The following is a 24,136-nucleotide window of genomic DNA, read 5'->3' on the forward strand; positions in this document are numbered from 1 at the left end:
TGGAGGACCCTCGATGAGCGACACCCACCCCGTGGTCCTGATCACCGGCAGCGCGCGCCGGATCGGTGCGGCCATCGCCCGCCAGTTCCACGCCTGTGGCTGGTCGGTGGTGCTGCACGCCAACACCTCCAGCGCCGAGCTGCAGCAGGCCGCGTTCGATTTCGACAACGTGCGCCCCGGCAGCGTGCTGGCCCTGCAGGCCGACCTGCGTGACGCCGACGCCCTGCCCGACCTGGTGGAACAGGCCGTCACCCACTTCGGCCGCCTGGACGCGCTGGTCAACAATGCCTCCAACTTCTTCCCCACCCCGCTCGGTCAGGTCACCGCCGAGGCAATGGACGAGCTGTATGCCGTCAACGCGCGCGCGCCGCTGCTGCTGTCACAGGCGGCGGCGCCCTACCTGCGCCGCCAGCAGGGCTGCATCGTCAACCTGACCGACCTGCACGGCACCGACCCGATGCGGGACCACATCGCCTACACGATGGCCAAGGCCGCGCTGGAGATGGCCACCCGCTCGCTGGCGCTGGAGCTGGCGCCGAAGGTGCGGGTCAATGCGGTGGCGCCCGGCGCGATCCTGTGGCCGGAACAGGGCAAGGACGATTTCGCCCGCGAGGCGCTGCTGGCGCGCACGCCGCTGGCGCGGATCGGCACGGTCGAGGAGATTGCCGAAGCGGTGTACTGGCTGGTGGCCGAAGCCAGCTTCGTCACCGGCCACACCCTGCGCGTGGATGGCGGGCGCACGGTCAGTTGAAGCATTGCCGGCCAGCGACCGGCACTACCGGTAGTGCCGGCCGCTGGCCGGCGACCTCCCTCATTCCAGGTCGACCACCTCGAACGCTTCGCCAAACTGCGTGTGCGCACGCCACAGCGTGGCCAGGTCCAATCCGCTGACCGGGTCGATGAAGTCCGGGGCGATGTCGGCCAGCGGCTTCAGCACGAAGGCGTGCTTCAGCTCCGGGCGCGGGATGCGCAGGTGGCCGGGGCCTTCCACCACCAGGTCACCGTAGAACACCACGTCGATGTCCAGGGTCCGGTCGGAGAAGCGCGGCCCGCTGCGGTCGCGGCCGTGCGCGTCTTCCAGCGCGTGCAGCCAGTCGTCCAGTTCCTGGAGCGGCAGGTCGGTGTCGATCGCCACGGCGTTGTTGAGGAAGGCCGGGCCGTCGAAGCCGACCGCGGCAGTACGGTAGGCCGGCGACACCCGCAGCGCGCCGAAGCGCTCGCGCAGGGCCGTCACCGCGGCGTGGAGGTAGCGGCGGGGCTGGACGTTGCTGCCCAGGCTCAGGAGCACGGTGGTCATGCGGTTCAGGTGACGGCACTTGGGGGGCGTGGACATGCCGTCGTCACGGCGGCCTGCCTACAATCCGGGACGCACATGATAGGGCACCGACATGACCTATTGCGTTGGAATCGAGGTGGACGAGGGCCTGGTCTTCGCTGCCGACACCCGGACCAATGCCTCGCTGGACGATGTGCGCGTGCACCGCAAGCTGCACGTGTTCGAGTACCCCGGCCAGGCAGCCTACGTGCTGATGGCGGCTGGCAACCTGGCCACCACCCAGCTGCTGGTGTCGCGCCTGGGGCGCGACGCCAGTGAACGACGCACGCCCAACCTGCACGACATGACCCACCTGTTCGAGGCTGCCGAGTACGTCGGCCAGCTGCTGGTGGACAGCCAGGTGCACAGCAGCCACAGCGAACATGGCCACGATGGAGTCAACACCCAGGCCACGCTGATCTTCGGCGGCCAGATCGCCGGCGAGCGGCCCGGGCTGTACATGATCTACCCGCTTGGCAACGCCATCGCCGCCTCGCCGGAGACGCCCTACCTGCAGATCGGTGAGTCCAAGTACGGCAAGCCGATCCTCGACCGCATTCTCAGCCCGGCCACCCGCCTGGAAGACGCGGCGCGCACGGCGATCGTCTCGCTGGACTCCACCATCCGTTCCAACCTGTCGGTGGGCCTGCCGATCGATCTTGCGCTGCTGCGCGACGGCGAGCTGCGCATCGGCCAGCAACTGCGGCTGGGCGCGGATTCGGCGTTGTATGCCGACATCCATCAGAACTGGTCGCGGCGGCTGGAACAGGCGGTGGACGCCCTGCCGCGGTTCCCCTGGGAAACCGTGGATTGATCGACCTGACCTGCCGCCGGGCACGGCCCGGCGCTACCGAAGGCGGTGGGTAGCGCCGGGCCATGCCCGGCGACGCTTACTCAGCCCAGCGCTTCGGCCACCGCGCGGAAGACCTGCTGCATCTGCAGCGGCTTGCGCAGCACATGCACCTCCACACCGGCCGGGAATGCATCGACCGAGACCGGCACCGCAGGGTCCTCCAGCACCAGCGCCGGGCCGCGATAGCCCAGTGCCGCCATCTCGCCCAGCAGCTGGCTGGCCGGCAGCAGCTTGGAGCCGGCGTCGGCGATCACCAGTGCCGGCAACGCCTCCTGCTGCATCCAGCGCAGCGCAGCCGGGCCGTCGGACGCCAGCTGCAGCTGGTAGCCCTGGCTGGACAGCGCATTGCCCAGCAGCGACAGGCGCGTGGCTTCGCCATCGACCACCAGGATCGACTGGCCACTGCCCAGTGCCACCAGCTGTTCGATCGGCTCACTGCCATCAATGGCGTCGTGCATCGGCAGGCGCAGCTCGAAGCAGGTGCCCTGCCCCGGCTGGCTGCTGACGTGGATGCTGCCGCCGGCGCCTTCAACAATGCGTTTGCAGGAGATCAGGCCCAGGCCGGTGCCGTCGGCCTTGGTGGTGAAGAACGGATTGAACAGATGCGACAGTGTGTCCGCATCCATGCCGATCCCTTCGTCAGCCACCCGGATATGCATCCAGTCCACGCCATCGCGCTGGCCGGCATGGCTGGCGGTCAGGCTCAGGCGACCGCCGTTGGGCATCGCCTGGATCGCGTTGAGCGCCAGGTTCAGCATCACCTGCTGCAGTTCGGTGTAGTTGGCGTCGACCACCAGGCCTTCGTCCTGCACCTGCAGTTCCAGGCGCACCGCATCGGGCACGTTGCTGCGCAACAGCAGCGCCACCGCATCGAACAGGCCATCGATCTCGATGCGTTCGCTCGGCTTGCGCGAACCGCGCACGAACGACAGCATCGATTCGGCCATCTCATGGCCACGGCGGCCGCACTCGGCGATGACATCGGCCAGATGGTGCAGCTGCGGATCGTCGGTTCGCGCCTTCAGCAGGTCCGGCATGATCAGCAGCGGCTGCAGGATGTTGCGCAGGTCGTGACTGAGGCCGGCGGCGAGCAGCGACAGGCTTTCCAGGCGCTGTGCGCGCATCAGTTCGGTTTCCACCCGTGCACGCTCGATCGCGCTGCGTGCATCGCGGATCGCACGCGCCACTGCCGACGGCAGGCGCGCCGGCAGGTGCTTGATGATGTAGTCATTGGCGCCCTTCTGCAGCGCCGCCACCGCGTTCTCCTCACCCATGGTGCCGGAGACGAAGATGAAGGGCACTTCCGGTGAGGTTTCGCGCACGATGCGCAGCGCGTCGTCACCGGAGAATCCCGGCATGCTCAGGTCGGACAGCACGATGTCCGGCTGGAACGCGACCAGTGCCTGGCGCAGTTCAGCCTCGCTCTCGACACGCTCGAAACGGGCCTCCAGGCCCGCATCAAGCATCTGTTCGGACATCAGCTCGGCATCTTCCGGTGAGTCCTCCACCAGCAGGATGCGCAGCGCCCCCAGGGCGGGACCGGTCAGGGGCATGGGCTCACTCGAGTTCCGGTGCCTGGTTGATCAACGCCCAGAACTTTCCCAGGGTCTGCACCGCGCCAAAGAACTGGTCCACGTCCACCGGCTTGACCACATAGGCGTTCACGCCCATGTCCCAGCTGCGGGCCAGGTCGCTTTCCTCGCGCGAGGACGACAGGATCACCACCGGCAGGCGCTTGAGCTCTTCGTGCTCGCGGATCTGCCGCAGCACTTCCAGGCCATCCATGCGCGGCATCTTGATGTCCAGCAGCAGCACCGCCGGCAGGCCTTCCTCACGGTTGGCGAAAGCACCACGGCGCAACAGGTAGTCCATCACTTCCACGCCATCCTCGACGTGCACGATGGGGTTGGCCAGACGCGCCTCTTCCAGGGCGTCGATCGCCATTTCAGCATCAGCCGGGCTGTCTTCGGCGAGAAGAATGGTGCGCAGAGTGGTCATGCAGAAGGCCCTTGTTTGTCCGCATCGGTCGCGGGAGGCAGGTAGAAGTGGAAAGTGGCGCCGACGTCCGGTTCAGCCTCGGCCCAGATACGGCCACCATGACGGGTGAGCACGCGGCGCACGCTGGCCAGGCCGATGCCGGTACCCGGGTAGTCGCTGGCCTTGTGCAGGCGCTGGAAGACACCAAACAGCTTGCCGGCGTAGGCCATGTCAAAGCCTGCACCATTGTCGCTGACCGTGAACTGATGACCGCCGTCAGGCTGCGGCTGGTAGTCCACGCGGATCTTCGCCGGTTCGCGGTTGCCCGAGTACTTCACCGCGTTGCCGAGCAGGTTCAGCCAGACCTGGCGGATCATGTTCTCATCGCCCACCACGATCGGCAGCGGTGCGATGCTCCACTCCACGTGGTGCGCATGGCCGCTGTTCTCGGCCTCGGCCTGCAGGTTGGAATCGAGCATGGCGCGGGTATCGGCCACCAGCGACTGCATGTCCACCGCCTGCTGGCGCATTGCCGCGCGGCCCAGCCGCGAATAGACCAGCAGGTCGTCGATCAGTGCCGCCATGCGCCGCGCCGAACTGGAGATCACCTCCAGGTAATGGCGGCTCTTGTCATCGGCGGCGTCGCCCAGATGGCGCGACAGCTTGTCGGAGAATCCGGCCACGTGGCGCAGCGGCGCGCGCAGATCGTGCGAGACCGAATAGCTGAAGGCTTCCAGTTCCCTGTTGACCTCGGACACCTGCGCAACCTTGCCTTCCAGCTGGCGGTTCAGTTCCTCCACCCGCAACTGCACGGCACGCTGCACGGTGACGTCGCTGACCGTGAGCAACACCACTTCGTCGTCGGTGTCCGGCAGCGGCATGCGCCGTGCATTGAGCAGCATGTAGCGCACCATGCCATCGGCAGCGCGCTGTTCATGCTCGAAGTCCCACAGTTCGCGGCCGCGCAACAGCACATCGGACAGTCGCTGGCGCATCACGGGATCTTTCCACGCGCCGTCGCCGACAGTATCCAGCAACAGGCCATCGGCGCGTTCATCCTGCAGCCCGTACAATTCGGCGAAGGCAGGGTTGTGCAGCTGCACGCGCAGGTCGCGGTCGAGCAGCACGATCGGTTCACGCACGGTCTGCAGCACCGAGGCTGCACGTGCGGCCGAGCGCAGCGACTGCCGTTCGGCATGCAGGCGTCGACCAATCTGCCGCTGCAGCAGCCACAGCACCAGGCCGAGCAGCGACAGCTGGATCACCAGCGAACTCCACGACACCAGCTCGGTCTGCTTGCGCTGGCGGGCAGCCTGCTCGGCACGCTGTGTCAGCAGTTTCTGCTCGCTGGCCTGCAGTTCCTCCACCAGGCCACGGATCGGATAACGCGTGCTCAGATCCTGCACCAGCTCGCGCTGATCACTGTTGGGCTCGGACTTTGCCAGTTCGCGGGCAAGCGCCATGCGCCCTTCCAGCATCGACTCGATGCGGCCGATGCGGATCAGCTGATCAGGATTGTCGCGGGTCATCCGCCCCAGTTCGGCCAGGCGCCCGGGAAGGTCATTGGCTTTGGCCATGCGCTCGCGCAGGCCAGGTGCGTCCACGCCCTTGGACAGGGTCAGCGCGGCCGATTCGACATCGCGTACATCGGCCTGCAGCTGTTGCAGTGCCACACCGACAGCCTGGGTATGATTGACCCAGGCCATCGCATCTTCGCTGTCCTGCTGCAGTTTGCGCAGGGTCAACCACGGCACCACGATGATCGCGGCAGCGGCCAGCGCCAGGGCCGGCAACCGCCAGCGGTCCCAGATGTCATCACTGAAAACCAGCGCCATAGTTCCTCGTCAGCACAGCCGCAAAGCGTCTGCCGTTACCGGCCCCACTGCGGCGGAACCGGCAATATAGCGCAGGCGGTCACAACTCTGGAATTTCCAGCGCGGTTGGCTGAACGGGTTCGGAATTCGATGCTGTAGAGCCGAGCCCACGCTCGGCTGCCTTGGAGTTCCAGCCGAGCATGGCTCGGCTCTACAGGTCAGTGGGCGCCCCGCATGGGGCGCCCACCGGGGTCAGCGCTTGGCAGCAGCACTGACCTTCAATGCAGCGGCATCGACGCGGGTCACGCCCTTGATGCCCTTGGCGGTGGTGACCGCCTTGTCCTTCTCGGCCTGGGTCGCCACGGCGCCACTGAGGCTGACCACGCCGTTCACCGTTTCCACCTTGATCTCCGTGCCCGGAACGTTGCTGCTGGCCAGCAGATCAGCCTTCACCTTGGTGGTGATCCAGCTGTCGGTCACCGGCTCGTTGGAATCATGGCGGTCGGCGTGGGTCATTGCCGAATGATCGGTCTTGGGGGGACTCTTCGCGGCCGGATCGTTGGCGAATGCGGCCGAGGAGGACAGCGCCAGGGCCAGCGTAAGGGCCGAGGCAATCAGCGTGCGGGTCGTATTGCTCATCGTGTCGTACTCCTGCGGAATGTGCTGCCAGTCTGGACAAGTGGGCGTAGAGCACGCGTGGCGCTGCGGTCACGCTGCCGTGAATCGACCCGCATTCAACGGCAACGGTTCAGTTTGGGGTTGCCGTCGCGGGTCGTTTACCCTGCCCTTCCCACTGCCGGAGCTCTGCCATGCGCCCCGACCTGCATCTGGCCCTGATCGGCTACGGCCTTGCCGGCCGCGTCTTCCATGCGCCCCTGATCCAGCACACGCCGGGCCTGGTGCTGCACAGCATCGTGAGCTCGCAGCGCGACACGCTGCTGCGCGCGTTCAGCGACGTGCACGTGCGTTCCACGCCGCAGGAGGTGTTCGACGATCCAGCCGTGGATGCCGTAGTGATCGCCACGCCGAATGAACAGCATGCGCCGCTGGCAATCGCGGCACTGGCTGCGGGCAAGCATGTGCTGGTCGACAAGCCGTTCGCGCTGGACGTGGCCCAAGCGGAAACGGTATTGGCTGCGGCACGCGATGCCGGACGCATCGCCACCGTGTTCCAGAACCGGCGCTTCGATGCCGACTTCCTCACGCTGCAGGCGCTGCTTGCGGACGGGACGCTCGGCAACATTGCCGAGTGCCATGCGCACTTCGATCGCTACCGTCCACAGGTACGCGACCGCTGGCGCGAACAGGATGGCCCCGGCAGTGGCCTGTGGTACGACCTGGGCCCGCACCTGCTGGACCAGATGTTGGTGCTGTTCGGCTGGCCCGAGGCGGTCGATGCCGATCTGGCCGTGCAGCGCGAAGGTGGCAGCGGCATCGATTACTTCCACGCGGTGCTGCACTACCCGCGGCATCGCGCGATCATCCATTCCGGTTCGCTGGTGGCGGCGCAGACGCCGCATTTCAGCGTGCATGGCAGCAAGGCAAGCTGGATCAAGCACGGCCTGGACGTGCAGGAGGCGCAGCTGCGCCGCGGTGTGGCACCCGGTGCGCCAGGCTGGGGTATCGATCCGCGGCATGGTGAGCTGGTGCGCTGCGATGCCGAAGACAACGTGCAGCGCACGACGGTCGACAACCTGCCCGGTGACTACCGGCGGCTGTATGCACAGTTCGCGGCGGCGATGCATGGCGACGGAGAAGCCACGGTCAGCCCGGTGCAGGCATTGCAGTTGATGCGGCTGCTGCAGGCCGGCATGGACAGTGCGCGCGAAGGGCGGCGAATCGCGTTGGGGTGATCGGCAGGGCTGCGCCCTGCACCCGCAGAAGCGGTAGTGCCGGCCGCTGGCCGGCAACCTCAACAGCAACAGCAAAAGCCGGCTATCCGTGGGATGGCGGGGGGGGGCCGGTTGCGGGGGACGCCGTAAACCCTTCCCTGGGGGCTTGGCCGCGGCATCCATGCCGCGGACACCCCCGCAACCGGACCCACCCCGCCTTCGACAGTTTCCCGCGGCTGTTGGTGGGTGCCGACCGTTGGTCGGCACAGTAGATCCACGCCATGCGTGGATGGCGTGGAAATGATCGGAATGCGCTCGTGTGGCCTCATGGGGTCGGAGCCCTTTCCTGCGGAAAGGGCTCCGACCCCGGCTTCGTGCTTACGACTTCTTGATCGCGTGACCGCCGAATTCATTGCGCATCGCCGACAGCAGGCGGTCGGTGAACGAATTGGATTCACGCGAGCGCAGGCGTTCCAGCAGCGACAAGGTGATCACCGGTGCCGGCACATCCAGTGCGATCGCTTCGGCCACGGTCCAGCGGCCTTCACCAGAATCCTCCACGTACGGCGCGATGCCATCCAGCGACGGATTGCGCTTGAGGGCTTCGGTGCTCAGGTCCAGCAGCCACGAGCGCACCACGCTGCCGTGGCGCCACACCTCGGCCACCTGGGCCAGGTCCAGCTCCATCTCCTGCTTGCGCTCCATCAACGCGAAGCCTTCGGCGTAGGCCTGCATCATTCCGTATTCGATGCCGTTGTGGACCATCTTGGTGAAGTGGCCGGCGCCAGACGGACCGACACGTGCCCAGCCGCGATCTTCAGCCGGTGCCAACGTGCGCAGCAGCGGTGCGATCTGCTCCACCACCGGCGCTTCGCCACCGACCATCAGGCTGTAGCCCTCCTGCAGGCCCCACACGCCACCGCTGGTGCCGCAGTCGACGTAGCCGAGATCGTCCTCGGCCAGCGCCTTGGCGCGGCGGATCGAGTCCTGGTAGTTGGAGTTGCCGCCGTCGATGACGATGTCACCCTCGGCCAGGTGCGGGGTCAGCTGGCCCAGGGTCTGGTCGACGGTTTCGCCAGCCGGCACCATCAGCCACACCACGCGCGGCACCGGCAGTGCGGCTACGGCCGCGGCCAGAGAATCAACCACCTCCAGGCCGGCCTCGGCGGCGCGCTGGCGGGCGCCTTCGCCCGGGTCGTAGCCGACCACGCGGTGGCCGCCGCGATGCAGGCGCTGGGCCATGTTGGCGCCCATGCGGCCGAGACCGATCATTGCAATATCCATTGTTTCACCTTCAGTTGGGGTCTAGGGTCAGGCTGCCTGGCCTGCCGGTAGCCGCGCAGTGGCGCAGCTGCGCCTCGCGCCAACGCCGGTAGAGCGTGGTATGCAGATTGTGCACCGCCAGGTCGATCGAAAACGGCGTTCGTGGGTTGCGATCAAGCAGGCGGGCGATGTGGTAGCCGATGGGACGTATACCGCGTGGATGCACATAGATCACGAACTGCTGGTAGAACGGATCGTCCAGCAGTTGGTCCATGCGTGCCAGCGTGGCGTGGTAGCGCGGTTCCAGCCGTGCACGAAGGTCCGGGTCGCGCTCGAACAGCAGGCGCTCGAAGTAGCGCTGGCCGATCCGCGGGATGTCCTGCGCGAGTTTCCATAGTTCGACATTGCGCTGGTCGTACCAGGCCAGGCCGCCGTGGGTGGCCAGGGCCTGCGCAGCGTCCGCGCCCACGTCAACCACCACGAAGTTCTCGGCCTGGTTGCTCAGGTCGTCCAGCGTGCCCTTGTCGTACACATGTTCGATGAAACCGGGCACGCCCACGAACGCCTGTTGCCCCATCGCCGAGGTGCGCACCGCCTTGCCATCGGCGAAGAAATCGCCGGAATGAGCGCCGAGCAGAATGCTGTCGGTACCGTGCAGGGCGAGGAACGTGCCGATCGACAACTCCTCTGCGGCAAATTCGGCGTCGAATGCAGCATCGCCATACAGCTCGCGCTGGGCGGACAGCTGCGCGACCTGGCGGCCGACTCCGCATTCGGCGCGCACATTGCCGCTGTAGAACGCCTGCAGCGCCTGGCTGTTGCTCGCAGTGGGCACGAAACCACGGCCGAAACTTCGCGTGCGCTGCCAGCCTTGCGCCTGTGCGCCGTGCAGGCCGAAGCCAATCCAACCGAGCTGCAGGCCAGAGAAGCGGAATCCTGGATTGCCCTGCAATGCAGTAGCGGCACGTTGCGTGGCTGCACCCAGCTGGAACGCATAGGCGCAGACCGTGGCCGGATCGTCCAGCAGCTGCTGCAGCAACGCCTGGCGCGCTGTAGCAGACATGTCTGCCGGCCAGCGCACGTGCAGGTCGCCGGCAGCCTGCGACTCGGCCAGCGACGCGCGCGTACACACTGCGCCGCCGTGGACCTGCGGCGTACTGAGCGCGGCTTCATCGAAACGCCAGCCCAGCCGCTGCAGCAGCCCCTGCGTACAGTCGGCGGCTGTGGCCGCCATGCCCAGCACGGGCGCCAGCAGCAGGGCCGCGCCCATCAACCCGCCGTGCACGTTCAGCCCTGGTCCGTGCGGGCGGGTGCGGGCTCAGGAACTGCAGAGGGCGGCGGCGGCAACGGTGATGGCATGCCCGCAGCCGGCGGCAGGTACTGCTGCAGGCGCTGGAAGAAGCGGCGATAGAAATCGGCGTCGGTGACCGTGCTGCTCGCCACTTTCACCAACGAATCGTCGTTGCTGCCGAACGGCAGCGATACCGAGCCCAGCGCACCGACACCGACACTGGCTGAGGTCGGGCTCTTCTTCAGCGCATAGCGGTCCTGCACCGCACTGACGAACACCAGCGTCTGGTTGCCACGCGGCGCGCAGGAGATGCGCAGCACCAGCTGCTCATGGTCGTCTTCGCGCGGCTGGAAGTTCTTGTTGCCTTCCACCTGTGCGTCATCGGCACGGGCGATGGCATAGCCCTGGCTGAGCAGGGTGCGTCGCGCGGCTTCACAGGCTTCGCCCGGGCGGCCATCGACGGTACGCGAGAACGTGTCGCCGGAGTCGAAGGATTCGCGCAGCAGGGTACTGTCGGCGGTGCGGCCACCACAGGCCGACAGGATCAGGGCACTGCCAAGCGCCACAACAGCACTGGAAAGACGGGAGGCCCGCATGGGTACTCCTGCGAGGACGGTACCGCCAAGGGTAGTCCTGCGGCCGTGTGCGGCGGGTCGAAACCGGCATGACCGCGCCACCCCGTTGCTGCCTGTTCATGCACAAAAAAGGGACGGAGGGGATTAAGTCGTTTGTGGCATGTGGCTCGCCGGGCATGGCCCGGCGCTACCGGGACGGAGGCACCCAAACGAAAAGGGGCCGGCAATGCCGGCCCCCCTGCGGTATCGCATGCCGTCGCCGGCTCAGTCCGCCCAGCGACCGGCGCCGGTGGACTGCGGCAGCACCTGCGCCGACAGCGGGCGGTCGCTGGCCAGCAGGTTCACCGCATCGGCCAGGATCGAGGCCGACTCGCGCAGCAGCGGGTCAGGACGCTTCTCAGCAGCCTTCTCGCGTGCGGCATCCTTGACGATGTCGCGCTCGTTGCCCGTCAGGCCGTCGTCGTTGCTGTCATCGGCCAGCGGGTCCAGGGCCAGGCCCAGTTCCTTGCGCATTGCCTGGCGCTCCTTGCGCTGGGTGTCCTGGCGCTCACGCTCGGCGCGGCGGGTGGCCTCGTTGAGCGAGATGTACTTCTTCGCGGCCTCCGTGCGGAACTGCTGCACGTCCTCGTTCCACCACTGGAATTCCTTGTCGGCGGCAATGCGCGCGTCATGGCGGGTTTCCAGCTTCGGCAGCAGCGGCGCGAAGTTGCCGTACTGGGTGTGCGGCACGGCAGCGATGCGGGTCCACGGCAGCGCGTTGTCGTAGGTGCTCTCGCCGAACTCGGTGGCATCGACGCTGGCCGGGAAGGCCAGGTCCGGCACCACACCCTTGTGCTGGGTGCTGCTGCCGCTGATGCGGAAGAACTGGGCGATGGTCAGCTTGACCTGACCGAAACGCTGGGTCTCACCGCTCGGCCAACGGTCGAGGTCGACGATGTTCTGCACCGTGCCCTTGCCGAAGCTGGTCTCACCGATCACAAGGCCACGGCCGTAATCCTGGATGGCACCGGCGAAGATCTCCGAGGCCGAGGCCGAGCCGCGGTTGATCAGCACCGCCAGCGGGCCATCCCATGCCACGCCCTGGTTGCGGTCGCTGTTGACGGTGACGCGGCCACCGGACTCGCGCACCTGCACCACCGGGCCCTGCTCGATGAACAGGCCGGTCAGTTCAATGGCTTCGTCCAGCGAACCACCGCCGTTGTTGCGCAGATCCAGCACCACGCCATCCAGCTTGTCGTTCTTGAAGCCGGCCAGCAGCTTGGCCACGTCGCGGGTGGCCGAAGCGTAATCGGCCGCATTGCGGCGACGGCCTTCGAAGTCCTGGTAGAAGGTCGGCAGCTTGATCACGCCGACCTTGCGTGCCGGCTCGCCGTTGGCGGCCGGAATGGTCATGGTCTCGCCCTTGGCAGCCTGTTCGGCCAGGCGCACCTTCTGGCGGGTCAGCACCAGGGTGTGGTGCTTGCCGTCGGCACCTTCAGCGGCCGGAATGAATTCCAGCTTGACCTGGGTGTCCTTGGCGCCACGGATCTTGGCCACGACATCGTCGATGCGCCAGCCGATCACGTCCTCGGCCAGGCCGGACTTGCCCTGGCCGACGCCGACGATACGGTCACCCGGCTTCAGCGTGCCGTCCACCGCAGCCGGACCACCGGCGATGATCTCGCGGATCACCACCACGTCGTCCTGGCGCTGCAGCTGCGCACCGATGCCTTCCAGCGACAGCGACATCGCCTGGTTGAAGTTCTCGGCGGTGCGCGGGGTGAAGTAATCGGTGTGCGGATCGACCGCGCTGGTGTACGAATTCATGAAGAACTGGAAGACGTCTTCGCCCTTCAGTTCATTGACCGACTTCTCCAGCGTCGCGTAGCGCTTGTCCAGCGTCTTGCGGATGTCGTCCGGCTTCTTGCCGGCCAGCTTCAGGCGCAGCCAGTCGTTCTTCACCGACTTGCGCCACAGCTCATCCAGTTCGGCGCTGCTGGCCGCCCACGGCACCTTCTTGCGGTCGTATTCGAAGCGCTCGTCGGTGGTGAAGTCCGGCTCCTGCTTGAGCAGCTTGCGCGCATAGGCCACACGTTCGCCGACGCGCTGCTTGTAGACCGCGAACACCTGGAACGCCGGCTCCAGCTCGCCGCCACGGATGGCCGAGGAGATGTTGGCTTCGAACGGCGCGAAGCGCGCCACGTCGGCCTGGGTGAAGTACTGCTTGCCGCCGTCCAGCGTCTCCAGGTAGCGCTTGAACACGTCCTTGGAGGTGGCCTCGTCCAGCGCGCGCGGGCGGTAGGCGTAACGGCTGTCGGACAACAGGCCGTACACCAGCTTGGAGGTGGTCACCTGATCGGCGGTTGCCGCGGCGGGCAATGCCGGCGAGTCGGCCTTGGCCGCCAGCGCCAGCGGCGCAACCAGCGCCAGGGCCATCAGGAATGCGGGGGCTTTGAATTTCATTGACGTGCTCGAAGGCGCCTTGCCAAGGGGGAGACTGCGTGGTGTTCAGACACCACGACAGTGCCGAAAGTTGCCGGGTTTGTCACCCGGCCGCGCTCGGTGGAAAACCAGCCTAGCGGGGCCGGTGTAGCAAATTGTGAATGCATGTAGAGCCGAGCCCATGCTCGGCTGGCCGGCAGCAAGCAGCCGAGCATGGGCTCGGCTCTACGGCAGGCAGAGGTGTGCGGACCAACGGTCCGCACCCACAGGAGAAGCAGCTCCCACCCACCGGCAGGATGTCAGGAAACGCCGGCGCCCTTGGCCTGGACGTCGGCGTGGTACGACGAGCGCACCATCGGGCCGGAGGCCACGTGGCTGAAGCCCAGTTCGTAGCCGTAGACTTCCAGCGCCTTGTAGTCCTCGGGCGTCCAGTACTTCAGCACCGGGTGGTGGTGCGCGGTCGGCTGCAGGTACTGGCCGATGGTGATCATGTCCACGTCGTGCGCGCGCAGGTCACGCATGGTGGCCTTGATCTGTTCGAAGTCTTCGCCCAGGCCCAGCATGATGCCGCTCTTGGTCGGCACGTCCGGGTGCTGCGCCTTGAAGTTCTTCAGCAGGTTCAGCGACCACTGGTAGTCCGCACCCGGGCGCACGTTGCGGTACAGATCCGGCACGGTCTCGATGTTGTGGTTGAACACATCCGGCGGGTTCTGCGCCAGGATCTCCAGCGCACGTTCCATGCGGCCCTTGCCGCGGAAGTCCGGGGTCAGCACTTCGATGCGGGTACCCGGCGACTTTTCGCGGATGGCGGTGATGCAGTCGACGAAGTGCTGGGCACCGCCGTCACGCAGGTCATCACGGTCGACGCTGGTCACCACCACGTACTTCAGGCCCATGTCGGCCACGGTCTGGCCGAGGCTGGCCGGCTCGTTGGCATCCGGCGGCTTCGGGCGGCCGTGGGCCACGTCGCAGAACGAGCAGCGGCGCGTGCAGACTTCACCAAGGATCATGAAGGTGGCGGTGCCGTGGCCGAAGCACTCGTGGATGTTCGGGCAGCTGGCTTCCTCGCACACCGTCACCAGGCGGTTCTCGCGCAGCTTGGCCTTCAGGTTCTGCACGGCATTGCCCGAAGGAATGCGCACGCGGATCCAGGACGGCTTGCGCAGCACCGGCGCGTCGGCGAACTGCACCGGCGAGCGGTTGATCTTGTCACCGCCCAGCTGCTTGACCCCGGCCTGCAACGGCGCGGCGGTCGGAGAGTCGCCCTGCACGATCTGCAGGGGAATGGAACGGGCGGTGGTTTCAGTCATGGCAGTTCCGGGGGGCGGTCAGGCGGCCGCAGAAAGATCAGGCAGTTCGGGCGTGGGCTGCAGCAGCAGGCCGAACTGGCGGGCCAGGTGGTCCAGCAGCACCGGCTTGACGGCCTCCATCCCGGAGGGCCCGCCCAAGTCTACTACCGAGGTCACCTGCAACCCCTGATAGCCACAGGGGTTGATGCGGTGGAAAGGTTCCAGGTCCATCGACACATTGAAGGCCAGGCCATGGAAGGTGCAGCCGCGGCGCACGCGGATGCCGAGCGCGGCGATCTTGGCGCCACCGACGTAGACGCCCGGGGCGCCCTCGCGGCGTTCGGCACCGATGTTCCACTCGGCCAGGGTATCGATGATGGCCTGCTCGATGCGGCATACGTAGTCGCGCACACCGATGCCCAGCCGTGGCAGGCGCAGCAGCGGATAGACCACCAGCTGGCCGGGGCCGTGATAGGTCACCTGGCCACCGCGGTCCACGTGCAGCACCGGAATCTCGCCCGGCGCCAGCACGTGCTCGTCCTTGCCGGCCTGGCCCAGGGTGAATACCGGGTCATGCTCGACCACCCACAGCTCATCGGCGTCGGCCTCGCTGCGCTGGTCGGTGAAGCGCTGCATGGCGCGCCACACCGGCTCGTACGCCTGGCGGCCGAGGTCGCGGACCAGCGCCGGACGCGGCGCGCGGTCTTCCGGGGCGGCTTCGGCCGGGCAGCTGTCGGCTACAGCGTCCACTTCACTTCCGGGTGGTCGCGCAGCGCCTGGTGCGCCAGGTCGTACTGTTCGCGGCTCTCGGCCTTGAACACGATGCGGACGGACACGTACTTGCCGTTGGAGGAATGCTTCCAGCTGATGCGTTCATTGACGACATCGATGCCGGCAGCCAGCAGCAGGCGGGGGAGCTCATGTTCCAGGCCGCGGTTGGCCGGGCCCATGGCACTGAGCTCGAACTGGCCGGGGAACTGGAAGCCGTGGTCGGGGTTGTCGGACTTGATTTCCATGCCCCCCATTATCGGGCCGCAGGGCAACAAACCCAAGAGTATTCATCAACGTCAAACAGTGCACCGGTGAGTCGCTGCGTTGCAGCTGAACGGCCGTTCAGCATTGGCCCCGGCCCCGTGGCGCACCGCAGGACAGGGCAGGATTGTCTTCACGAGACAATGTCGTTTTCGGAACAGACAAGTGATCCGAACGCGCTCGTTCCATCACGTTCGCGCGAGTACCGTGTCGCAGCATATAACGACAGACAGAAACAACTTCTCACATGAGCCCCCCTTCCCAACGCCGCCTTGCAGCCCTCGGGCTGTCAGGCCTGCTGGCTGCTGCCCTCCCCCTTACCGCCCAGGCGGCCGAACAATGTGGTCCGGACGCAATGCGCGACCACCCGCCGCAGGTCAATTTCCGCGTCGACAATGACCTGTTCGGCGGCCGCCACCAGGACCAGGGCTACACCAACGGTGCACTGTTGACCCTGGTCTCGCCCAATCTGGTCGATTACACCGACGACCCCTGCCTGCCGCGCATGGCGCGCTGGGTGAACCAGTACCTGGAAGGGCTGCACCCGGGCAAGTTCGAACAGCAGAACATGATCTTCAGCATCGGCCAGGGCATCTTCACGCCGACCGATTTCAGCCGTAGGGACCTGATCGAGGACGACCGCCCTTACGCCGGCGTACTGATCGCAAACTTCGGTTTCAATGCGCGCAGCGGCGACCGCCTGCAGACCACCCAGCTGACGCTGGGCGTGGTCGGCCCGTGGGCACAGGGCAAGCAGGTGCAGAACGCCGTGCACGACGTGCTGGGCGACGAGAAATTCAAGGGCTGGGACAACCAGCTGCACAACGAGCCGCTGTTCATGCTGACCCATGAGCGCATGCGCCGCTGGCCGGGCGATGCCAGCGTCAATGCCGACGGCTGGGGTTGGGACGCCATCAGCCACTACGGTGGATCGATCGGCAACCTGGAAACCAAGGCCAACCTCGGCGGTGAAGTGCGCTTCGGCTGGAAGCTGCCGGACGACTTCGGCAGCACGCCGTTGCGCCCGGCCGGCGAGAACACTGCGCCGACCCGCGGCGGCCGTCCCAATGGCTGGTCCTGGCACCTGTTCGCGACCTCGGACGCTGCCTGGGTGATCCGCGACATCACGCTGGACGGCAACACGTTCCGCAACAGTCACAGCGTGGACAAGCGCCATGTGGTGGCTTACGGCGGCTACGGCGTGGCCGTGATGTACGGACGCTGGAAGTTCGCTGCGGCGCGTTACCACAGCACGCGCGAGTTCAACGGCCAGCGCGAAGCACCGGTGTTCGGCAGCTTCACCATCAGCCGGTCGCTGTAGGTAGGTGCCGACCGTTGGTCGGCACGCCGGTTGATGGCAACGACAGTCGAGCACGGCCCGACTCTACAGAACGAAAAGGCCGGCATTCGCCGGCCTTTTCCTTCACCACGCCGGGGCGCGGATCATTCCGATTCCCACCACATCCAGAAGCTGTCCCACAGGCGCTTGAAGAAGCCGGCCTGTTCAACGGCAGCCACCGCCACCAGCGGCGCTTCAGCCACCAGCTTGCCATCCAGCATCACCTTCACGGTGCCGATCTGCTGGCCGGCGGTGAACGGTGCTTCCAGGGTCTTGGGCACATCGATGCTCGGCTTCAGGTCGTTGTAGCGGCCGCGCGGCACGCTCACCAGCATCGGTTGCGCCACGCCCAGCTGCACCTTGTCGGTGGTGCCCTTCCAGACCTTGTGCTCGGCTACGGCCTTGCCCGGTTCGTACAGGCGGTGGGTCTCGAAGAAGCGGAAGCCCCAGTTCAACAGCGCCAGGCTGTCATCGGCACGCTGCTTTTCCGACTGGCCGCCCAGCACCACGGCCACCAGACGCTGGTCACCACGCTGGGCCGAGCTCATCAGGCAGTAACCGGCTTCCGAGGTGTGACCGGTCTTGATGCCGTCCACGCTGCCATCGCGCCACAGCAGCAGGTTGCGGTTCGGCTGCTTGATGTTGCCGACCTGGAATTCCTTGATCTTGTTGTACGCGTAGGTTTCCGGGTAATCGCGCACCATCGCGCGGCCCAGCAGTGCCAGATCGTAGGCGCTGCTATGGTGGCCCGGAGCGGTCAGGCCATGGGCGTTCACGAAGTGCGAATTCTTCATGCCGATCTTGGCGGCATAGCTGTTCATCAGCGAAGCAAAGGCTTCCTCGCTGCCAGCCACGTGTTCGGCCAGGGCGATCGCGGCGTCGTTGCCGGACTGGATCGCCATGCCTTTTTCCATGTCTTCCAGGCGCGCGGTCTGGTTGACCGGGAAGCCGCTGTAGCTGCCATCGGTACCGGCGCCACCTTCGCGCCAGGCGCGCTCGCTCATCATCACCTGGTCATCCGCACGGACCTTGCCGTTCTTCACCTCGGCGGCGATCACGTAGGACGTCATCACCTTGGTGATGCTGGCCGGAGCCAGCTGTTCGTGGATGTTTTCACCGGCCAGCACCTGGCCGGTGGCGTAATCCATCAGCACCCAGGCCTTGGACACGCTGGGCGCGGGCGCCGGCGGAGTGGCAACAGTGGCCGGGGCGGCAGCGGCGGCAGGCGTCGGCGTTGCCGGGGTCGGCAGCGGCGTCTGGGCGGAAGCCAGGCCCACCACCAGGGTGGCGGCCAGGGCGGTGGCGGCGGAACGGAAATTCATTGGACAGCAGGCTCCAGGGGACGGCCGGGAATGGAGGGTGGAACGTAACGGCCATTGTAAGGCCGGGGGAGCATGGGCCGGCAGCACCGGCCCGGGCGGATCAATCCTTGACGATCTGCGGCGAACCCAGGCCCAGACCGGCGATGCGGCCGGCAAGTTCCGCAGCACTGGCATGGTCGCTGGCGGGAACGCGCAGGCGGAACAGGGTGCGGCCACCGGCAGCGATGTCACTGATGGTCGCGCCGACGATGCCGGCGGCGTTGAGCTGGCCCATCGCGCGGTTGGCATTGTCGCGGCTGGAGAAGCTGGCGACCTGCACCATCACCGCGCCCACCACCTGCTGCGACAGGCTGGGTGCGGCCGGCGTGGTCGATGCACTGCGCACCGGTGCCGGTGCCACCGCGCGCGGAGTGGTGCTGGCCACGACAGCCGGAGCGGGCACCGTGCTGCGCACCGGCGGCGCGCTCGGCGGCAGGCTGCTGACCGCCACATCCGGCACGGTGCTGGCCACGCCCTGGGTGGTGGCAGGCTGGCCACGCGCAGGCATGCTGTCGCCCGGCAGGCGCTTGACCAGGCGATCGATGTCGCTGTCGGCTGTGGCACGTGCAGCCGGCGTCGGGCGCGCGCTGGCCACGGCGGTGGTTGCGGCCGTTTCGGCGGCACGGCGCTCGCGGCGCGACGGCTTTTGGGCCAGCAGGTTGCTCTCGCCCGGTTGCAGCGCACGCACTTCCACGTTGCCGGTACCGCGCTGGGTGATGCCCAGCCGCACCGCGGCGGCATAACTGAGGTCGACCACGCGGCCATCATGGAACGGGCCACGGTCGTTGACGCGCACGATCACCGACTCGCCGTTGTCCAGGTTGGTGACGCGGGCGAAGCTGGGCAGCGGCAGCGTCTTGTGCGCGGCGGTGAACTGGTACATGTCGTAGACCTCGCGGTTGGAGGTCAGGCGGCCGTGGAACTTGGCGCCGTAGTACGAGGCCGTACCGCGCTCGACATAGTTGCGGGTGTCGTCGAGCACCTTGTACGACTTGCCCAGCACCACGTACGGCGACTTGTTGCCGATCGCCGAGCGCTCCTCGGCGGTCACTTCCGGCTCGGGAATGCAGGCCACGTTGGGAATGTAATCCGGCGTGCTGTCGCGCACGCCCGGCTTGTACAGGCCACCGGCGGTGTAGTTGCCGCGGGTGCTCAGGTCTTCCTTGGCCGCCGCGTACGGCGACCCTTCCGGGCAGTGTGCCGGGCGCGAGCCGCGCCCCTGCACCAGGGTGCCGCCGGACTTGCCACCATGGCCGGCCGTGGCCGGCTTCTTCGGCGCGCTGCTGCAGGCAGCCAGCGCGAGGACGATCAAGCCTGGGACCAGCCATCTGATGTTCATGCCGGGGGCAGCTCCTGTCCGGCAATGGCCTGGGACAACTGGAACACGGCCATCGCGTACATCTTCGAGAGGTTGTAGCGGGTGATCGCGTAGTAGTTCTGGAAGCCCAGCCAGTACTGCTTGCCGGTGCTGCCTTCAAGCGTGATCGGGGTGGCGGTGGCGCCCGGCTGTACCGGCGCGCTCGGCTGGTAGCCGCGCTGCGCCAGGTCGGCCATCGACCAGGTCGGCATCCATTCGGTCGGATTGAACTCCTCGCGGCCCGGCGCCAGCGTGGCCGGCACGGCCACCTGGCCACCCCGCACCCAGCCACCCTTCTTCACGAAGTAGTTGGCAATGGACGAGAACACGTCGTCGTAGCTGGTGAACAGGTCGCGACGGCCGTCGCCGTTGCCGTTGCCGTCCACTGCGTAATCCAGATAGCTGGACGGCATGAACTGGCCCATGCCCATCGCACCGGCATAACTGCCCTTGAGCGTGGTGATGTCCAGGTTTTCTTCGCGGCCCAGCTCGAACAGCTTGGCCAGCTCATCGCGGAAGAACAGCTCGCGGCGCACTTCGCGTTCCAGCTTGGCCGGGTCGCCGCTGCGCGGGTAATAGAAGGCCAGCGTGTACAGCGCATCGAGCACGCGATGGCTGCCGGCATTCTTGCCGTAGCTGGTTTCCACGCCGATGATCGCCACGATCACTTCGGCCGGCACACCGGTGCGCTGCTGCACGCGATCCAGCTCGGCGCGATGCTGGGCCAGGAACGCGCGGCCGCCATCGATGCGGGCCTTGCTGATGAACATCGGCCGGTATTCGTTCCACGGCTTGACCCGTTCGGCCGGGCGCGACATCGCGGCGATGATCGGCTGGCGCACCTGCGCCTGGTCGAGCACGCTGCTGATCTGCTCCGGCTTCAGGCCATAGCGCTTGGCGGTATCGGCAATGAAGCGGGCCCGTGCGACCTCGAACGGCACCGGGGTGAGATCGACCGGCGGCGCGGTGGCAGCGGTGGCTTCGGGCGCGGCCTCGGCCGGGCCATGGGCCTTGGCGGCGGGTTGGCGCGGCGTGCTGCTGGCCTGGGGCGAAGACGGTGGGGACTTCGGCTGGGTCGCGCAGGCGACCAGGCCGAGGGTGAGCATGCAGGCCAGAGTGCGTCGAATCATCGTCGCAGGTTAGCAGGTCATGGATGAATTAAAACCCCTAACACCATGAATCACAACGATTTGCCCGCGTTCAGCGGGAAATGTGAAGGCGTCGTGATCGGGCTTCCCCATTCAGATAGAGGTGGCCGGTTGCGTCCCCATCCCCGCAGACGCAACCGGCAACCGGATCCGGTCGATACCCGCGCGGCTGCCGCTCCCCAGTGGCAGTACCCCGCGCTCCCTGTATCCGTTGGATCAGTACTGCTCCCGCCCGACGCCCCCTCGCGCTGCAACGATTGACGGCGCGCCGTGCCGAACGGGCCGCCATTGTGCAGGCCGATTACGACAAGTCCATTGATCAGGATCAACGCGCTGTAAAAGTGTGAACCAGCTAACGTTTTTTCCGGACTTTGGTCAGCGGGTGTGCTGCCGTGCATCGTTGTGAGAACGCTTCCACAACGGGCGTTGCGCAGAGTCAGGAAGTTTCCAGCCAACGGCGCAGCCCCTCGTGGGTGGTGTCTGGGTGGTCGCGGAAAGGAGAAGCCGCGGGTGGGCCGGTCGGGTTGGGTACGCGGGGGACGCCGTGAATCCGTCCCTGGAGCAACTGTGTTGATGGAGGAGCTTGGCCCCTCCATGAGACGGGCACGGTAGTGCCGGCCGCTGGCCGGCAGCCTTTGGTCTTGCGCCCTGCCTGGCCTTAGGCTGGGACCAACCCGTTTTCAGCGTCGCGCACCCGGGCGTTGAGGATCACCAGCATCTTCCGCATCACCGCCACGATGGCTACTTTTCCTTCTTTGCCTCGGGCTCGCAGCGACTGGTAGAAATCGCGCAGTTGAGGTTCATGCCGCATGGCCGACATGCTGGCCATGTGGAGCACCTGGCGGATCTCGGCTCTGCCGCCATGGATGCTGCGTTTCCCTCGCATGGTTCCGCTGTCGTGGGACATCGGAGCCACACCGACGAGGCTGGCGATGGCCTTGCCGCTGATCTTTCCCAACTCGGGAAGATAGCTTGCCAATACCGCCTGCAGGCCAGGGCCAACGCCCTTCATCGACTTCAGGACAGCCAGTTGAGGCTGCTGGGTAACCTGCTCGGCAATTTGCTTTCCCAGACGTTCAACCAGCGTCTGCAAGCGGGTGATGTTGGCCTGCAGTAGCCGGCGCAATTCACGATCACCGACCATTTCCAGCTGCTGCCGCGCGATGGTCAGCGCGTGCATCGCCTGTCGACGTGCCCGCACGAATTCCCGCATTTTCTGCTGCCAAGGCTCCAGCGGTTGGTAGGCCGGAAGTTTCACCAAGGCCGCCATCTGCGCCAATGCATAGGCATCCAACCGGTCGGTCTTGGCCATCTGCCCCATCCCCTGAGCCAGCCTGCGGGCCCGCAGGGCATTGGCGCGGACCACCGGATGCCCACTGCGTGCAGAAAATCCAGCACCGGTCGTTCGTAGCCGCCGGTGGCTTCCAGCACGATCTGGCTGACCGGACGCTTCTTCAGCCAAACATCCAATTCAGAAAAGCCGGAGCGGTTATTGCAGACCTGCAGGGTCTCTCCGTCCGTCGTGCCGACATCCAGTTGGCGCTTGCTGACATCAATCCCGATCCCGTTCATCACCGGACTCCGTATAGTCTGGAAGGGTCGAGAGCTCCCCCGCTTGCCCAGTCTTATCACTGCGAGTGTCAGCTCCAGCAACTGTTCGGGCGGATCAAGGGAGATTCCGGCGTGGGCGCCAAGCTCCAAGGCGATCGTCGAGATCCAGGCTTACACGGCGGCCCACGCCGGCTCTCGGCACCTACGCTGCCAGATTTCCATCAGATAAGGCTTGGCAGCCGCATCCATGCGGCTGACACCCCCGCGTACCCAACCCGACCGGCCTCTGACAGATTTCGGAGGTCTGCCACCCACGGAGAAGAAAAAGAAGATCAAAAGCGGATCGCGACGCTGCGCTTGCTCGTGAGCCGAGCATGGATCGGCTCTACACAAGGCAATGAAGCGACCCGCCAGGCCGCCTTTGCTTTTGATCTTCTTTTTCTTCTCCGTGGGAGACGCGCACGGAACCTGTCCGTGGCCGGGTAGATGGGCTGCGCAGGGGCGTGAGCCGCATGGATGCGGCGACCGAGCTTACATGGATGTACTTGCAGCGTCCCCTGCGCGGCCCATCTACCCGGCCCCACCCATGAACTGCTTTGCGCGGTCATCCACGAGGGGCTGCGCCGTTGGCTGGAAACCCTATCCCCCGTGCACGGGCCGGTGCCCACGCACCGCCATCACCAGTCCGATGCCGGCCAGCAACGAGACCGCCGATGTCCCGCCATAGCTGATCAACGGCATCGGGATGCCCACCACCGGCAGCAGGCCGGAAATCATTCCACCATTGACCAGTACATAGACGAAGAACGCCAACCCCAGGCTGCCGGCCAGCAACCGTGCATGCGTGTCGCGTGCGTGCACTGCGATCCACAGGCAGCGTCCGACCACGAACAGGTACAGCGCGAACAGCGTCGCCACACCGATCCAGCCGAATTCCTCGGCCAGCACCGAGAACGCGAAGTCGGTGGTGTACTCGGGCAGGAAATCCAGCGTGGCCTGCGTGCCCTGCCCCCAGCCACGCCCCTGCCAGCCACCGGAACCGATCGCGATGCGTGACTGCAGGATGTTCCAGCCGGTGCCGAGCGGATCTGCCGCCGGGTCGAGGAAGGTCAGTACGCGATCCTTCTGGTACTGCCGCAACAGCCCGAACCACGCCAGCGGTGCGGCCACCGCCAGCCCCGCCGCGCCCGTTGCCACCCAGCCCCAGTGCAGGCCGGCCAGCAACAACGCGAACACCCCGCTGGCAGTGACCAAGGTGGCGGTGCCGAGGTTCGGCTGCATCAGGATCAGCACGGCAGGAACGCCGATCAACACTGCGGCCGTCAGCACCGTGCGTGGCGAGGGCGGCAACGGCTGCCGGTGCAGGTACCAGGCCATCATCAACGGCAGGCTGAGCTTGAGCAGCTCCGACGGCTGCAGGTAGAAGACGCCCAGGTTGAGCCAGCGCTGCCCGTACTTGCCGGTGCCGATCACATACACCGCCATCAGCGGCAGCATCGACAGCGCATACAACGCCGGTGTCCACGCGCGCAGGCGCAGCAGCGAAACACGCGACAGCAGCCACATCGCCACCAGGCCACCGGCAAAGCGCGCCGCCTGCCCGGTCACTGGCCCGGACACGCTGTGCAGCACCGCCAGGCCCGCGCCCATCAGGATCAACAACGCGACCAGCAACGGCAGGTCGATCGTGCGCACCGCCTCACGGCAGCCGCCAAGCA

The 24,136-nt window shown here is 66.5% G+C and carries 20 protein-coding genes and 1 pseudogene; 4 read left to right on the forward strand and 17 right to left on the reverse strand.

Annotation, left to right across the window (positions count from 1 at the left end; translation table 11 throughout):
- Positions 1–13: 13 nt before the first annotated feature.
- The gene (locus GOC52_RS17455; protein WP_008265570.1) at positions 14–751 is read left to right on the forward strand and encodes a pteridine reductase; all 738 of its coding nucleotides are present in this window, start codon (positions 14–16) and stop codon (positions 749–751) included.
- Positions 752–811: 60 nt separating this feature from the next.
- On the opposite strand, the gene folK is transcribed toward GOC52_RS17455, so the two are convergent.
- Complete coding sequence (folK, locus tag GOC52_RS17460) at positions 812–1,297, reverse strand: 2-amino-4-hydroxy-6-hydroxymethyldihydropteridine diphosphokinase (protein ID WP_010480956.1); 486 nt, start codon at positions 1,295–1,297, stop codon at positions 812–814.
- A 91-nt stretch (positions 1,298–1,388) separates the two neighbouring features.
- Between folK and GOC52_RS17465 the strand changes: the two genes are divergently transcribed.
- Positions 1,389–2,129, forward strand: coding sequence for a 20S proteasome subunits A/B (locus GOC52_RS17465; protein WP_049481514.1), 741 nt, complete (start codon positions 1,389–1,391; stop codon positions 2,127–2,129).
- Positions 2,130–2,209: 80 nt separating this feature from the next.
- Here GOC52_RS17465 and GOC52_RS17470 read toward each other — a convergent pair whose 3' ends face one another.
- From GOC52_RS17470 to GOC52_RS17485, 4 genes are all read right to left on the reverse strand, one after another.
- Entirely contained in the window at positions 2,210–3,721 is a 1,512-nt protein-coding gene (locus GOC52_RS17470; RefSeq protein WP_099560000.1) for a hybrid sensor histidine kinase/response regulator, read from the reverse strand.
- A gap of 4 nt (positions 3,722–3,725) precedes the next feature.
- Positions 3,726–4,166, reverse strand: coding sequence for a response regulator (locus tag GOC52_RS17475; protein ID WP_005411057.1), 441 nt, complete (start codon positions 4,164–4,166; stop codon positions 3,726–3,728).
- Complete coding sequence (locus GOC52_RS17480; RefSeq protein WP_191850018.1) at positions 4,163–5,980, reverse strand: sensor histidine kinase; 1,818 nt, start codon at positions 5,978–5,980, stop codon at positions 4,163–4,165. Before GOC52_RS17480 ends, GOC52_RS17475 begins: the two co-directional genes overlap by 4 nt.
- A gap of 231 nt (positions 5,981–6,211) precedes the next feature.
- On the reverse strand, positions 6,212–6,598 hold the full coding sequence (locus tag GOC52_RS17485) for a BON domain-containing protein (RefSeq protein ID WP_191850020.1): 387 nt from the start codon (positions 6,596–6,598) through the stop codon (positions 6,212–6,214).
- 170 nt (positions 6,599–6,768) lie between these two features.
- Between GOC52_RS17485 and GOC52_RS17490 the strand changes: the two genes are divergently transcribed.
- Positions 6,769–7,812: an oxidoreductase gene (locus GOC52_RS17490; RefSeq protein WP_191850022.1), complete on the forward strand. Its 1,044-nt coding sequence runs from the start codon at positions 6,769–6,771 to the stop codon at positions 7,810–7,812.
- A 357-nt stretch (positions 7,813–8,169) separates the two neighbouring features.
- On the opposite strand, the gene gnd is transcribed toward GOC52_RS17490, so the two are convergent.
- From gnd to GOC52_RS17525, 7 genes are all read right to left on the reverse strand, one after another.
- Complete coding sequence (gene gnd, locus GOC52_RS17495) at positions 8,170–9,075, reverse strand: phosphogluconate dehydrogenase (NAD(+)-dependent, decarboxylating) (RefSeq protein WP_043401640.1); 906 nt, start codon at positions 9,073–9,075, stop codon at positions 8,170–8,172.
- Between the two features lie 10 nt (positions 9,076–9,085).
- Positions 9,086–10,324 carry a hypothetical protein gene (locus tag GOC52_RS17500; protein WP_043401637.1) on the reverse strand — a complete coding sequence of 413 codons (1,239 nt, stop codon included), beginning with the start codon at positions 10,322–10,324 and terminating at the stop codon, positions 9,086–9,088.
- A 17-nt stretch (positions 10,325–10,341) separates the two neighbouring features.
- The gene (locus GOC52_RS17505) at positions 10,342–10,941 is read right to left on the reverse strand and encodes a DUF2242 domain-containing protein (protein ID WP_049452827.1); all 600 of its coding nucleotides are present in this window, start codon (positions 10,939–10,941) and stop codon (positions 10,342–10,344) included.
- Between the two features lie 243 nt (positions 10,942–11,184).
- Positions 11,185–13,362 (reverse strand): carboxy terminal-processing peptidase, encoded by a 2,178-nt coding sequence (locus tag GOC52_RS17510; RefSeq protein WP_191850024.1) that lies wholly within the window; start codon positions 13,360–13,362, stop codon positions 11,185–11,187.
- A 278-nt stretch (positions 13,363–13,640) separates the two neighbouring features.
- The gene (gene lipA / locus GOC52_RS17515; protein WP_010480979.1) at positions 13,641–14,651 is read right to left on the reverse strand and encodes a lipoyl synthase; all 1,011 of its coding nucleotides are present in this window, start codon (positions 14,649–14,651) and stop codon (positions 13,641–13,643) included.
- Between the two features lie 18 nt (positions 14,652–14,669).
- Positions 14,670–15,380: a lipoyl(octanoyl) transferase LipB gene (gene lipB, locus GOC52_RS17520; RefSeq protein WP_010480980.1), complete on the reverse strand. Its 711-nt coding sequence runs from the start codon at positions 15,378–15,380 to the stop codon at positions 14,670–14,672.
- Positions 15,368–15,646: a YbeD family protein gene (locus GOC52_RS17525; RefSeq protein ID WP_005411067.1), complete on the reverse strand. Its 279-nt coding sequence runs from the start codon at positions 15,644–15,646 to the stop codon at positions 15,368–15,370. Before GOC52_RS17525 ends, lipB begins: the two co-directional genes overlap by 13 nt.
- 263 nt (positions 15,647–15,909) lie before the next feature.
- On the opposite strand from GOC52_RS17525, the gene GOC52_RS17530 reads away from it, so the two are divergent.
- Positions 15,910–16,983, forward strand: coding sequence for a lipid A deacylase LpxR family protein (locus tag GOC52_RS17530; RefSeq protein ID WP_019338844.1), 1,074 nt, complete (start codon positions 15,910–15,912; stop codon positions 16,981–16,983).
- Between the two features lie 122 nt (positions 16,984–17,105).
- Here GOC52_RS17530 and GOC52_RS17535 read toward each other — a convergent pair whose 3' ends face one another.
- From GOC52_RS17535 to rodA, 5 genes and pseudogenes are all read right to left on the reverse strand, one after another.
- Positions 17,106–18,323 (reverse strand): D-alanyl-D-alanine carboxypeptidase family protein, encoded by a 1,218-nt coding sequence (locus GOC52_RS17535; protein WP_010480982.1) that lies wholly within the window; start codon positions 18,321–18,323, stop codon positions 17,106–17,108.
- A 100-nt stretch (positions 18,324–18,423) separates the two neighbouring features.
- Entirely contained in the window at positions 18,424–19,701 is a 1,278-nt protein-coding gene (locus GOC52_RS17540; protein ID WP_191850026.1) for a septal ring lytic transglycosylase RlpA family protein, read from the reverse strand.
- Positions 19,698–20,849: a lytic murein transglycosylase B gene (gene mltB / locus GOC52_RS17545; RefSeq protein WP_191850028.1), complete on the reverse strand. Its 1,152-nt coding sequence runs from the start codon at positions 20,847–20,849 to the stop codon at positions 19,698–19,700. The genes GOC52_RS17540 and mltB overlap by 4 nt, the downstream gene beginning before the upstream one ends.
- A 676-nt stretch (positions 20,850–21,525) precedes the next feature.
- A pseudogene (locus GOC52_RS17550) lies at positions 21,526–22,439 on the reverse strand (IS110 family RNA-guided transposase).
- Between the two features lie 618 nt (positions 22,440–23,057).
- On the reverse strand, positions 23,058–24,068 hold the full coding sequence (gene rodA / locus GOC52_RS17555; RefSeq protein ID WP_425603860.1) for a rod shape-determining protein RodA: 1,011 nt from the start codon (positions 24,066–24,068) through the stop codon (positions 23,058–23,060).
- Positions 24,069–24,136 lie beyond the last annotated feature (68 nt).

Source organism: Stenotrophomonas sp. SXG-1 (assembly GCF_014083965.1).
Classification (GTDB): Bacteria; Pseudomonadota; Gammaproteobacteria; order Xanthomonadales; family Xanthomonadaceae; genus Stenotrophomonas; species Stenotrophomonas geniculata.